The 13940-nt window shown below is 32.8% G+C and carries 13 protein-coding genes; all 13 read left to right on the top strand.

Translation table 11 applies throughout. From position 1 onward, the window contains the following. Window positions 1-7: 7 nt before the first annotated feature. Genes B0I22_RS07965 through B0I22_RS07905 form a run of 13 tightly spaced genes read left to right on the top strand, consistent with a single transcriptional unit; the run spans window position 8 to window position 13939 of the window. Window positions 8-1195, top strand: coding sequence for a UDP-N-acetylglucosamine 4,6-dehydratase (locus B0I22_RS07965; RefSeq protein ID WP_133944146.1), 1188 nt, complete (start codon window positions 8-10; stop codon window positions 1193-1195). A 2-nt stretch (window positions 1196-1197) separates the two neighbouring features. After that, window positions 1198-2340, top strand: a complete 1143-nt coding sequence (locus B0I22_RS07960) for a LegC family aminotransferase (protein ID WP_185145341.1) — start codon at window positions 1198-1200, stop codon at window positions 2338-2340. Beyond that, complete coding sequence (locus B0I22_RS07955) at window positions 2330-2956, top strand: acetyltransferase (protein WP_133944145.1); 627 nt, start codon at window positions 2330-2332, stop codon at window positions 2954-2956. The genes B0I22_RS07960 and B0I22_RS07955 overlap by 11 nt, the downstream gene beginning before the upstream one ends. Beyond that, a complete protein-coding gene (gene neuB / locus B0I22_RS07950) occupies window positions 2957-3967 on the top strand; it encodes an N-acetylneuraminate synthase (protein ID WP_133944144.1) in 1011 nt (336 codons plus the stop codon). It abuts the gene before it with no gap. Window position 3968: 1 nt separating this feature from the next. Further along, window positions 3969-5126 carry a UDP-N-acetylglucosamine 2-epimerase gene (gene neuC, locus B0I22_RS07945; protein WP_133944143.1) on the top strand — a complete coding sequence of 386 codons (1158 nt, stop codon included), beginning with the start codon at window positions 3969-3971 and terminating at the stop codon, window positions 5124-5126. Window positions 5127-5128: 2 nt separating this feature from the next. Then, a complete protein-coding gene (locus B0I22_RS07940) occupies window positions 5129-6178 on the top strand; it encodes a nucleotidyltransferase family protein (RefSeq protein WP_133944142.1) in 1050 nt (349 codons plus the stop codon). 4 nt (window positions 6179-6182) lie between these two features. Then, a complete protein-coding gene (locus tag B0I22_RS07935; RefSeq protein WP_133944141.1) occupies window positions 6183-6866 on the top strand; it encodes an acylneuraminate cytidylyltransferase family protein in 684 nt (227 codons plus the stop codon). Beyond that, window positions 6863-8299, top strand: coding sequence for a lipopolysaccharide biosynthesis protein (locus B0I22_RS07930; protein ID WP_133944140.1), 1437 nt, complete (start codon window positions 6863-6865; stop codon window positions 8297-8299). The genes B0I22_RS07935 and B0I22_RS07930 overlap by 4 nt, the downstream gene beginning before the upstream one ends. Continuing rightward, window positions 8296-9462, top strand: a complete 1167-nt coding sequence (locus B0I22_RS07925; protein WP_133944139.1) for a hypothetical protein — start codon at window positions 8296-8298, stop codon at window positions 9460-9462. Before B0I22_RS07930 ends, B0I22_RS07925 begins: the two co-directional genes overlap by 4 nt. Window positions 9463-9474: 12 nt before the next feature. After that, window positions 9475-10629, top strand: a complete 1155-nt coding sequence (locus B0I22_RS07920; protein ID WP_133944138.1) for a glycosyltransferase — start codon at window positions 9475-9477, stop codon at window positions 10627-10629. Beyond that, a complete protein-coding gene (locus B0I22_RS07915; protein WP_133944137.1) occupies window positions 10629-11777 on the top strand; it encodes a glycosyltransferase in 1149 nt (382 codons plus the stop codon). Before B0I22_RS07920 ends, B0I22_RS07915 begins: the two co-directional genes overlap by 1 nt. Beyond that, window positions 11771-12850, top strand: coding sequence for a polysialyltransferase family glycosyltransferase (locus B0I22_RS07910; RefSeq protein WP_133944136.1), 1080 nt, complete (start codon window positions 11771-11773; stop codon window positions 12848-12850). The genes B0I22_RS07915 and B0I22_RS07910 overlap by 7 nt, the downstream gene beginning before the upstream one ends. A 9-nt stretch (window positions 12851-12859) precedes the next feature. Continuing rightward, window positions 12860-13939 carry a glycosyltransferase gene (locus tag B0I22_RS07905; protein ID WP_133944135.1) on the top strand — a complete coding sequence of 360 codons (1080 nt, stop codon included), beginning with the start codon at window positions 12860-12862 and terminating at the stop codon, window positions 13937-13939. The last annotated feature ends 1 nt before the right edge of the window (window position 13940 follow it).

Raw genomic sequence — 13940 nt, 5'->3', positions numbered from 1 at the left:
ATACAATATGAACACCTTAAATCTTATAGGAAGGCAAAAAGAGTTGTTTGAAATGGATATAAAAAACCATGAAAAAGAACTATCTTCAATTGTTTCAAATTCCAAATTTCTAGTCATTGGTGGAGCCGGATCTATTGGATCTGCTACTACTAAGGAAATATTTAAACGCAATCCAAAAAAACTACACGTTGTTGACATTAGTGAAAACAATATGGTTGAACTGGTGCGTGATATCCGAAGTTCTTTTGGGTATATTGATGGCGATTTTCAAACCTTTGCTTTAGATATCGGTTCGATTGAGTATGACGCCTTTTGGGAAGCAGACGGAGATTATGATTATGTATTAAATCTTTCTGCGCTAAAGCACGTACGTAGCGAAAAAGATCCTTACACTTTGATGAGAATGATTGATGTCAATGTTTTCAATACAGATAAAACATTACAACAATCAATTAACAAAGGCGTGAAAAAATATTTTTGCGTTTCTACCGACAAAGCTGCCAACCCTGTGAATATGATGGGCGCTTCAAAACGAATTATGGAAATGTTTCTAATGCGTAAAAGCAAAGAAATTACAATTTCCACAGCACGTTTTGCTAATGTGGCTTTTTCAGATGGCTCATTATTGCACGGATTTAATAAGAGAATTGAAAAAAAACAACCAATCGTTGCACCAAATGACATCAAACGTTATTTCGTGATTCCGAAAGAATCGGGAGAATTGTGTTTAATGTCTTGTATTTTTGGAGAAAACAGAGATATTTTCTTTCCAAAATTAAGTGAAAACTTACACCTGATTACTTTTGCAGAAATCGCTGAAAAATATCTTGCAGAAATCGGTTACGAACCTTATTTATGCAAAGACGAAGATGAGGCAAGAGTTCTCGTTGAAACTTTACCACAAGAAGGAAAATGGCCGTGTTTATTTACCACAAGTGATACAACGGGTGAAAAAGATTTCGAAGAATTCTTTACAGACAAAGAAACTTTGGATATGGAACGTTTCGAAAATTTAGGCGTGATTGAAAACGAACTAAATATCGAAGAAGATAAACTCCATTTATTTGAAACGAAAATCAATGGATTAAAATCCGCACGAAAATGGAATAAAGAAGAAATCGTTGATTTATTCTTTACAATGATTCCGGATTTCGGACACAAGGAAACTGGTAAGTATTTAGATTCTAAAATGTAACAATGGAGAATATTCAAAATATGGTCTCTTTTGTAAGAGAACATTTCAATTCAGATCAATTCATTCCGCTTCACGAACCGCGATTCAGAGGCAATGAAAAAAAATATTTAGCAGAAACAATTGATTCTACTTTCGTTTCTTCCGTAGGTGCATTTGTTGACCAATTCGAAAATATGATGCAGGACATTACTGGTGCAGCAAAATCTGTTGCAGTAGTCAATGGTTCAGCATCGTTGCAGGTGGCTTTGCGATTGGCAGGTGTGAAAAAAGACGAAGAAGTCATCACTCAAGCACTTACTTTCATCGCTACAGCCAATGCAATTGTTTATAATAATGCAATTCCGGTGTTTGTAGATGTAGATTTAGATACAATGGGACTTTCGCCGAAAGCACTCGAAGATTTTTTAGAAGAATTCGGGGAACTTCGTGAAGATGGTTGCTACAACAAATCTACCGGTCGCAGGATTTCGGCTTGTATGCCGATGCACACATTCGGTTTTCCGGTTCATTTAGATGAATTGATGGCGGTTTGCAACAAATGGCAAATTCCGTTGGTAGAAGATGCTGCCGAATCTTTAGGGAGTTTTTACAAAGGAAAACATACAGGAACCATCGGATTAATCAGTGGTTTTTCATTTAATGGAAACAAAGTGGTAACCAGCGGTGGCGGTGGCGCAATTGTTACAAATGATATTGAATTAGGAACACAAGCAAAATATTTAACGACCACAGCAAAACGACCACATCCTTACGAGTTTTTCCACGACGAATTAGGATATAATTTCAGAATGCCCAATCTGAATGCAGCTTTAGCTTGTGCGCAATTAGAATCTCTAAACGGTTTTCTTGAAGACAAAAGAATTTTAGCGAACAAATATGCTGAGTTTTTCAATGGTTCAGGAATTAAATTCAGACAAGAAACTGCCGACACAAAAGCAAATTATTGGTTGATGTGTGTTGAGCTGAATAATAAAGCTGAAAGAGAAGAATTTCTTAAAAATACCAATGACCAAGGCGTAATGACACGTCCGATTTGGAATTTAATGTATCGCCTTCCAATGTATGCGAATTGTCAACGCGATGCACAGAAAAATGCTGAATTTTTAGAAGAAAGAATTGTAAATATACCAAGCAGTGCCAGATAAAAATTCTATAGCAATCATAGGCTATTCCGGACATTCGTTTGTTGTTTTAGATGCAGCAAAACAGATGAATCTGGATGTGAAATATTATTGCGAAAGAAATCAGGCTACTTTCAATCCTTTTGAAATTAACTATTTAGGAGACGAAGGAAGTGATTCTTTTGATTGGAATTCTATCGACCAGTTTATTTTAGGAATTGGAGACAACAAAATTCGTCAGAAAGTAGCGGATTTAATTTTATCTAAAAAAAAGATACTATTAAATGTTGTTCATCCTTCCTCAGTCATCAGTAATTATGCGACCTTTGGAGTTGGAAATTTTGTAGCTGCTAATGTTACCATTAATGCTTTAGCCAAAATTGGAAACAATTGTATTTTAAATACAGGATGCATCATTGAACACGAATGTGTTATTGAAAGTGGAGCACACATTGCACCTGGAGCAGTTTTAGCAGGAAATGTATTTGTTGGAGAAAATTCCTTCATCGGAGCGAATTCTGTAGTAAAACAAGGCGTGAAAATAGGAAACGGAGTTACAGTAGGAGCAGGAAGTGTAGTCATTAAAGATATTCCGGATAATGAAATTTGGGCAGGAAATCCTGCAAAAAAATTGAAGTAGATGAGTAAAGTTTTAATTATCGCCGAAGCAGGTGTTAATCATAATGGAAGTTTAGATAATGCCTTTAAACTAATTGACGTAGCAGTAGATGCCGGTGTTGATTATGTTAAATTTCAGACGTTTAAATCTGAAAATTTAGTTTCCAAATCTGCTAAAAAAGCGGATTATCAAATTCAAAATACAGGCAATTCAACAGACTCACAATATGAAATGTTGAAGAAGCTCGAACTTTCTCACGAAAATCACGAATTATTAATTGACTATTGCAAACAGAAAAATATTCAATTTTTTTCCACCGCTTTTGATTTAGATTCATTACAATATTTAAAAGAAATTGGTTTAGATTTAGTAAAAATTCCTTCAGGAGAAATTACCAATCTGCCCTATCTTAGAAAAGCAGCACAACTTTTTAACAAAGTAATTCTTTCCACAGGAATGTGTACAATGGAGGACATAGAAGCTGCAATCAATGTTTTTTTAGCAGAAAATATTTCAAAAGATAACATCACGATTCTTCATTGCAACACAGAATATCCAACGCCAATGAATGATGTGAATTTGAAGGCAATGCTTACCATTCAGAAAGAGTTTGGAACAGACATCGGATATTCCGACCATACTTTAGGAATTGAAGTTCCGGTTGCAGCTGCTGCTTTGGGAGCTTCTGTGATTGAGAAACATTTTACATTGGACAACACAATGGGAGGTCCGGACCACGCGGCGTCTTTGGAACCTCAGCAATTGAAAGAAATGGTAAAAGCCATTCGCAATATAGAACAGGCTATTTCTGGCGACGGAATTAAAAAGCCAAGTGAATCGGAAATGAAAAATATAGAAATCGCACGCAAAAGCATCGTAGCTTTGACATCGATTTCAAAAGGAGCAATTTTCACAGAAGAAAATTTAACCATCAAAAGACCCGGAACCGGAATTTCGCCAATGAAATGGGATGAAGTGATTGGTAAAGTGGCTGACAGAGAATATAAAGTAGATGAATTAATCCAATTATAAGATGAAAATTTGTGTAGCAACAGGAACGCGTGCTGAATATGGTTTACTGAGACCATTGATGACGGCAATCAAAAACGAACCAAACTGGCAATTGCAGATTTTGGTGACTGGTGCGCATCTTTCACCTGAATTTGGATTGACTTTTCAGGAAATTGAAAAAGACGGTTTCCAAATTGATAAAAAAGTGGAAATGCTTTTATCATCTGATACAGCATCCTCCATTGTAAAGTCGATGGGATTGGGAATGATTGGATTCTCCGATGCTTTGCGAGATTTGAATCCCGATCTTTTGGTAATTCTTGGAGACCGATACGAAATGCTTGCCTTGGCATCCTCAGCTTTGATCTTTACAATCCCAATAATACATCTTCACGGTGGCGAAATTACTGAAGGCGCTTATGATGATGCTATTCGCCATTCTATAAGCAAAATGAGCCACTTTCATTTTGCTTCCACAGAGGAATATAAAAACAGGATTATTCAATTAGGCGAGAATCCAAAGTTTGTACATAATGTGGGAGCGATTGGTTTGGATAGTGTAAAAAAATTACCTTTGCTCAGTCAAGATCAATTGGAGAAAGAATTAAACTTTCAATTCAAAAAATACAATTATCAAGTGACTTTTCATCCTTCGACTTTAGATAAAGAATTACCTGAAAAACAGTTTCAAATTTTGCTTGATGCAATTGACAAACAGGAAGATAGTTTTTTTGTCTTCACAAAAGCCAACGCAGATACAGGCGGGAGAATCATTAATAAGATGATTGATGATTATGTATCAACAAATAGTAATAAGGCAAGAGCGTTTTCTTCATTAGGAAATCTAAGATTTTTATCATTGGTGACGTTTTGTGATGCGGCGGTAGGAAATAGTTCCAGCGGAATTCTGGAAGTTCCTTCTCTTAAAACGGCAACCATTAATATTGGCGACAGACAGAAAGGGAGAATTCAGGCAGAAAGTATTATCAATACAAAGGTTTCCGAAATTGAAATTTTAGAAGCTTTTGAGAAAGTAAAGTCCGAAAAATTTAAAAATAAAGTTGAAAATTGTGTAAACCCTTATGGGAGTGGGGATACAACGGAAAAAATAATGACTGAATTAAGAAAAGTTAATTTAGAAGCTTTTAGAACAAAACAATTTTACGATTCAAATAACTAAATATGGATTCATTTAAAGAACATCTTATATCAAAAAATCAAAGTGTTCGTGAGACTCTTATCCATCTGGATAAACTGGCTTCGGATGCTATATTGTTTGTCGTAGATGATAGAAATACACTTTTAGGATCGCTTACAGATGGTGATTTAAGAAGAGGATTTATCCGTGGTTTAGGGTTTGAAAATCCGATTACAGATTTTATTCAGCCCAACCCTAAGTTCATATTTGACAAGGAATTCAATCAGGAAAGATTAAAAGAATTCAAGGATAATTTGATAAAAATTATTCCAATCCTAAATAAGGAAAATCAAATTGTAGATGTGCTGAATTTCCGATTCAGAAGCACATTGCTTCCTCTAGATGCTGTTTTGATGGCTGGCGGAGAAGGAAAAAGACTTCGTCCTTTAACAGAAACGATCCCGAAACCTTTGTTGAAAGTGGGAGAGAAGCCAATCATCGAATATAATATTGACAGATTGGCGAATGTAGGAATTGAGAATGTTTATTTGAGCATCAATTATTTAGGCGAGCAATTAGAAGCATATTTTGGAGATGGAAGTTCGAAAAACATCAAGGTCAATTATCTTAGAGAAGAAAAACCGTTGGGGACAATTGGTTCTGTTTTGTTAGTTGAAGAATTTGAACACGAAGATGTTTTGGTAATGAATAGTGATTTGCTGACGAATATTGACTTCGCAGATTTCTACAAATCATTTAAAGATTCGGGTGCAGATATGGCGGTGGCTGCAACATCATACCACGTAGATGTTCCTTATGCCGTGTTAGAAACAGACGAAAATCAAAATGTAAAAACGCTGAAAGAAAAGCCTCGATATACTTATTTTTCAAATGCAGGAATTTATATTATCAAGAAAAAACTACTGAGTATGATTCCCAAAGGAGAATTCTATGACATCACAGATCTCATGGAAAAAGTGATTGAAATGGATCATAAGCTGATTACTTATCCTATCAATGGCTATTGGCTGGACATTGGGAAGCACGAGGATTTTAAGAAGGCGCAGGAGGATATTAAACATATAAAGTTTTAAATTGATGATTGCTATTATTCCTGCAAGAGGAGGTTCCAAAGGCTTACCTGGCAAAAACATAAAATTATTAAATGGAAAGCCACTGATTGCCTATACTATTGACGCCGCTTTAAATGCAAAAAAAATATCACGTGTGATAGTAAGTACAGACGATGCCGAAATTGCAGAGATAGCAAAGAACTATGGGGCTGAAATCCCTTTTATGCGACCTGATTTTTTAGCAAATGATAATGCTAAGTCAATAGATGTTTACAATTATACTATAGAAAGATTAGAAACTGAGGAGAATACAGATATTAATGAAATTGTAGTTTTGCAACCCACAAGTCCTCTTCGTACAGCTCAACATATAGATGAAGCGATAGATACTTACTTAGAAAAAAATGCAGACTCGGTAATCAGTTATTGCAAAGAAGATCATCCCATATTCTGGCACAAGTTCATTACTGAAGATGGTAAGTTCGAAGAGATTTTTTCTAATGATTACCAAAAGAATAGACAAGACATTAGGTCAACTTATCATCCAAATGGTGCTATATATATATTAAAAAAAGACGTGCTTTTGTCAGGTAATTATTATAATGAGGGTTCTTATGCGTACATTATGGATAAGAACGTGTCGATTGATATTGATACTCAAGAAGATTTTGAATTAGCACAGTGGCAAATGACTAAAAAAGAACAATGATTAAGAAGTTATTTTCCCATACTGCAATTTATGGATTTGCACCTCAGATAGTCAAAGTTGCGCAGATTTTTATCTTACCACTTACAACACCTTTTTTATCTCCTCTTGATTATGGAGTTGCTGGAGTTGTGACAGCTGTTGTAGGTGCTATCTCTGTTTTTCAGGGATTAGGATTAAATATGATTCTTTCAAATTCATTTTACAAATCACCAGGTCAATTTAAATGGCTTTGGCGTCAGATTTACGCTTTCATGATGCTCTGGAATTTAGTTTATGCAGTGATTATTGGAGTGGTAATATGGTTCTTTATTCCAAAGGAAGCAGAAGTTAATCGCATCTGGATAATTATACTGAATGTCCTACCGCTAGTCTGTTTTGGAGCCTCTGCAACAATAGGAAGTTTGTATTACCAGCTCAAGCAAAAGCCCATTAATATAGTTACGCGTTCGGTAACAATTGGTTTCATCGTCCTTGCATTAAATTTATATTTTATTAAGTACCTGCGGATGGGATATATGGGATGGTTCACAAGTGCAGCAATTTCTTCAGTTCTTTATCAAGTTAGTTACTTTGTGCCTTTAAATTTCCGTTATGGCTTAAATCCAATTTTCAATTTTAAAAGAAGAACAATTTTAAAATCATTGAAAATTGCTTTGCCAACGCTGCCACATTACTATAGTAGCTATTTTTTAAATAGTTTTGATAAAGTTATCCTAAAAATTTTAGCAGTACCCACGCCGCAAATAGGCATATATAATGCTGCTCAAATACCTGGAAATTTAATGGCTTCAGGCGTAGCAGCTTCAAATCAAGCAGTAGGTCCGATGCTATTGCAATGCTACAAGAATAATGATAGGAAAACTGAGCGACAACTAAATTTTACGGTGATTATAAGCGTATTATTTATCACCTCAATTATGTCACTGTTTAGTAAAGAATGGTTGCCATTGCTTATTAGGAGTAAAGGATTAGAAAATATTTACACCTATGCTGTGTTAATAATTATGGCATATAACTATAGACCTATGTATGTTGCCGCAAATCAAAGATTATTTTATGTGGAAAAAACCAAAGCCTTGTTGAAAGTTACAACTATAGCTGCGATTCTTTCGGTAGCTTTAAATTTTATCTTAATTTATTTTTTAGGGATAATGGGTGCTGTAATAGCGATGTTTTTATCGCTAATGTACATGGGATATTCTGGATTTTTCATTAAAGAATTTAAAGATAATAATGGGACACAACATTATCCTATATTTTGGCTTGCAGTAACTTTAGCGTTGACTTGTTTACTATCTTACATTGTAGAGTTTGATATCATAGTTAAAATATGGATATTGTGCATAAGTGTTATTTTGGGCTTATTAATTTATTTCATAAATAAAATTTTTCCTCTATCAAAATACATCCCTAAAATTAAAAGTAAGCCTTGAATAATATTATAATAATTGATACAGAACCATTTTCTTTGATTAGAAAAAGAAATTTTTTTGTAGAAGAATTTTTAAGTCGTGGGTACAATGTCAAGCACTACAGTCTGACCAATTTTATTTCACCGCCAAATGCCGTACATTATACAAATACAACAAAGTCAGAGTTAGCATTTTATCTAGATACAAAGAAAGAAATAAAAAAAATGCTCAGATCTATTGATGCCAGCAATACCTTTGTTTTTGTAGAATTGCATTTTAATAGAAATACTTATTTTATTTTTAAATATCTATATAACCTTAAGTTAATATGGGGAAGATTAAGCTACTATACAAATCCTGCTGTTAACTTGTATAAAAGAAATACAATACAGACAATCCAAAGAGTAAAAAGATACAAGAGTATTAGTTATGTAAAATTCGCTCTTTTTGTAAAGCTTTTTAGTAAAAGGATCAACAAGATCACCCAGTCCCACATCACTTTTAAAACCGGACAAAATGACTCCAATTTTCCAAAATCGAAAAAAATGATTACAATCAATTATTTTGACTTGGAAGAATACAACCTAAGGAAGAATGAGCCAGCTATTTTAGAAAAAGATTACATTGTATTTAACGATATCTACCTTCCATTTCACCCTGATTTGCAAGCAAGAAATAAAGGTTCAGAATTTATCAATCCAACCAACTACTTTAAAGAGCTAAATCATTTTTTTGATAAAATTGAGAAACAGTATGGTTTCGAAGTGGTGATAGCGGCGCATCCGAAAGCAAATTATAGTACTGAATTTGGCAGTAGAAAAGTAATAGCCGGACAGACTTTAAATCTTATAAAACATTGTAAATTACTGATTACGCATCTAAGTATATCAATAGACTATGCCTTGTTTTCTCATAAACCAGTCCTATTTTTTCATACACCGAGTTTATTCAAAAGCTCTGCGTTACAATATATGATAGATTATATGGATATTTATGCAACAAAAATTCATACATTAGTCATGAACTCAGAATCTTCCAATTTGCCACCTCTTAATAATCTGGAAGTTGATAAAACATCCTATGATGAAATTGTGAAAAATTATTTTGGAGAACTAGGTAGTGACAAAACTAATTTTGAAATCGTTCAAAATGAAATTGATTCTTTATTAAATTCACAAATTTAACCGAAAAATTAAATGGAGAAAAAAGTTTTAGTTTTCATGAATTATTATGGAAAATCATCCGAAACCTTTATTGCGGATGAACTTCAATTTCTTTTTACAAAATCAGAAATAAGCTTAGAAATACTGCATTACGGAAAGTCGAATGATCGAATTTCTGGTTTAGACATGCCAACGTCTACATTAAAAAGATTTGTCCAAAACCCCGCAAAATTTTCTTTGTATTATTTTAAAAGTTTAAAATTTAAGAACGGACTGAATGGGTCTCTGGGATATTTAATCAATTTCTTTAGGGAACGTAAGTTCGACACTATATATTGTCATTTTGGAACTAATGGAAAACTAATTGCACAACTGAAAGCCATAGGAGTTATTCCCAAAACGACCAAGTTAATCATTAGGTTTCATGGCTTGGACATGAATTTTGAGAAATATAATATTGGTTTTTATAAAATATTACGAACACATGCAGACATAGTACTTTATGGTACTCAGATGGCAAAAAGTAAATTGTCAAAATATGGATTGACAAGGCAACTTGTTAAACTTCCTGTAGGTATTAGCAGAAATAACATAGTATCCATCAAAAATTTGTCTAATTATGGCATTTGTATTGGTGATTTTAAAGTGTTGTCAGTCGGCAGATTTATTGAGTTAAAAGGACACCGGCTTGCTGTCGATATCTTGTCAAAGCTTAATGATGATAATGTTAAATTCGAAATAATAGGCGATGGACCTCTTTTTTCTGAGATTGCTAATTACATCAAATTAAAAAAAATTGACAAGAAAATAAATCTACTAGGGATGAAAAATCACCACGAAGTCATTTCCGAATTACAAAACAGTATCACATATTTGTATTCAGGAGTATATGATTCCGAAGGAAGATGTGAAAACCAAGCAACCTCGGTTTTAGAAGCGATGGCGCAAGGAAAAATTGTATTATCGTCTGCTTTAGGTGGAATTCCAGATTATTTGATTGATAATGTGAACGGATTTCTATGTGAACCTGGTAATGTCAATCAGTTTGTAGACAAATTGAGATGGATAGTACAAAACTATACATCCAATGAAATGTTGGAAATTAGAAAAAATGCAATTATCACAGTACAAAGTAGTTATTGTCAGGAAAATTTGAATGAAAAACTTTTGAAACTACTAATAGAATAATGGAAAACAAAATTAAAATTTTACATATCCTAGAGTCTGTTACAGGAGGTGGCGTAGAAAAAAGAAGATTGTCTTTAGCAAAATTGTTAGATAAGAATAAATTTACGCAAGTAATCATTTGCAGTCAAGCATTAAGATACATACCAGAAGAAATCAGAAAAAATGGAGTTGAAATAATAGAAATTGGAGAGCTTGGATCACCATTTAATATTAAATTGCACAAAAAAGTGCAGAAAATTATTGATGATTACAGACCCGATATTATTCATGGTGCTGTTTTCGAAGGGGTTACTTTGGCTGCTGTAAATGGTTGGCTCCGGAAGGTTCCAATAATAATTATAGAAGAAACATCGGATCCTCAGAACAGATCTTGGAAAGGAGATTTTTTGATGAAAATATTTGCAAAATTATCTGATAAAATAGTTGGAGTTTCGGAAGGAATTACCGAAGAATATCTTAAAGAAAAACTCAAAATACCAGCTTGTAAAGTACAATTAATTAATAATGGAGTTGTTCTCCCACGAGAAGTTAACAATGCAGAAATTTCAAATGCCAAATTACAATTCAACATTCAAGAAAAAGATTTTGTAATCGGCTCAGTCGGTAGAATGTTAAGTGATGAACATAAACGATTCTCAGATTTAATTGATGCATTTGCAATTTTTGCAAAAAATAAAACGAATGTCAAATTATTATTAATTGGAGAGGGACCGGAAAAAGCCAAATACCTAAAAAAAGTTGCAGAATTGGATATCAAAGATAAAGTTATATTCGCAGGATATCAAGCAGATGTTACCTTGTTTTACAAACTAATGAATGTATTTTCATTAGTTTCGGCAAGAGAAGCTTTTGGATTGGTATTGGCAGAAGCAATGTTAAATAATTTACCAATAGTAGCTACCAGAGTTGGTGGTATGAAGTATATTGTAGATGATAACAAAACAGGATTTTTGATAGAAAAATCTGATGTTACTGATTTAGCATTAAAATTTAATATACTTTATAATGATAGTAATCTGAGAGAGAAATTTTCTCGAGCAGGATTCGAAAAAGCCGTGCTGGAATATACAGAAGAAAACTATGTGCAAAAAGTAGCCAATCTTTACGATGAATTGTTAACAGCAAGAAAAATCAAGAAACCATGGTAGCTTTTTTTTGTGCCACTCCTTATCAGGTTCTAGTTTCCATACATATTAAAACAACATTTTTTAAGAATGTAAATGCAGATATTTATATATTAAATCATTTCGCAAATTCAAGTAAATTAGTAAAAAACCTATCCTCTCAAAATATTTTTAGGACAGTAAAAGAAGTACCAGATTCTTTAAACTTTACAAAATCATTATCCCAAAAATCGCGAAAAAGACATTTTATAAAATTTTTCAGTTATTATAATTATAAAAAGAGTGCAAGTCGTTTTTTTGATATAGACACTCAGATTTATGATGATGTATTCTTTTCTTATGCAGATGTAATTATTCAATTAGGGTTAAAAAAAATTCTTTTTAATAATAGAAATTGTAAGATTCATCTTTTTGAAGATGGCGTTGGTGGTTATTTAAAATTTGGAACGACTACAACTCAAAAGAAAAAATTATTTAATAGACTGACAAACTCAAATGGTTTAGAAAATTATGTAGATTTATATGCATTTGCACCAGAATTAATGTATCAAACTACCATACCCATTGTGAAAATGCCCAAAATTAATAAAACGAATTACATATTTTCTAAACAGCTTAATGCCGTTTTTAATTTTAATGATAGCAAGGTGACGGATAAATTTATTATTTTAGAACAGCCCTTGGATTTTAAGCCTTATATTAATGAGATTCAGTTTTCGACTTTTATGGAAATTAAATCTTATAGTCACATAATTAAGATACACCCTAGAAGTAAAAGCGAGCAATATGAAGAGTTTAATAATTTTTGCAATTCTGATGTACCTTGGGAAATAATCTCTTTAAACTCAAATTTTCAGAATCAAGTATTAGTCACTTATTACTCTACAGGGGCAATTACGAATAAACTCATATTCGATGTTGAGATGCCAATTATATTTTTATATGAAATGGAAGAGTTTAAAACACATTTCTCTTTGTCAGAAGATATAAATTTATTTTTTAAAAAATTTCAAAAAAGCTGTCGAAATCCGGCGAAAATATTCTTTCCAAAAAATATAAGTGAATTAAAAGATATTATAGAAGTTTTAAATGCTTAGTTTTAGAAAATGCAAAAGAAAAAAATTCTCCGACTAACTACATTGTTGGATTTTGGTGGTCAAGAAAAACAATATCTGAGTTTCACAGAAAAACCTGAATTATTGCAGCATCATTATGTGTTTGCAGCAATTGGTTTTGGTGGAAATGCAGAAGGGATTCTTAGAGAAAGAGGATTTGAAGTTTACATCTTTAATAGAAAATTTGCAATAAAAAATATTTTAAATATATGGACTGTTTATAAATTTATTAAAAAAATCAAACCAGACGTTGTGCACACAGCAGCAGCGGAAGCTAATTTTCATGGTATCATTGCAGCAAAGCTAGCGGGTGTCAAAATAATCGTTGGAGAAGAAATTGGAATTCCTAATCATTCGCCAATCGCTATAAAAATTTTTAAATTAGTTTATAAGTTAGCAGATAAAATAATCTGTGTCTCTAAGTCAGTGAAAGATCACTTGATTATAATAGGAGAGATACCTTCATATAAAGGAGAGGTTATTTACAATCCAGTCAGCATTCCTAGTCAATTTCCTCAGCAAAAATCAGACAACTTCAAAATAGTTTATGTCGGACGTTTGGAAAGTGTTAAAAATGTTGAGATTTTAATCAAAGCATTTTCTAATATTGAAAATAATAATGCAATTTTAACAATTGTAGGAGACGGTAGAGAACGATCAAATTTGGAATTGCTTGTAAAAAAATTGAATTTAAAGTCTAGAATTACATTTGCTGGATTTTCTTCTGAACCATCAAAATATGTATCATCGGCGAACTTATTTGTTTTGCCATCGTTCTCAGAAGGATTCGGGATTGCCGCAGTTGAAGCAATGTTTTTAAAAGTTCCCGTCTTAGGTTCCCGTGTTGGTGGGATTCCAGAATTTATAAGTGATAATAAAAACGGATGGTTGTTTGATCCTAAAAATCAGAATGAACTTGAGTCTAAGCTAAAAATGATTATGTCTATGGATGATGCTGATAGGGAGAAAATTGGAAAAAAAGCTTATGAAGATGTCATAGAAAAGTTTACAGTTAAAATGTATGTTAATAACCTTGAAAAATTTTATGAGTCATTTAATCCACCAATATAAT

It is taken from the genome of Epilithonimonas xixisoli, assembly GCF_004365655.1.
GTDB lineage: Bacteria > Bacteroidota > Bacteroidia > Flavobacteriales > Weeksellaceae > Epilithonimonas > Epilithonimonas xixisoli.
The sequence above is the reverse complement of the archived record's forward strand: the minus strand, read 5'-3'. Positions and strand labels throughout refer to the sequence as shown.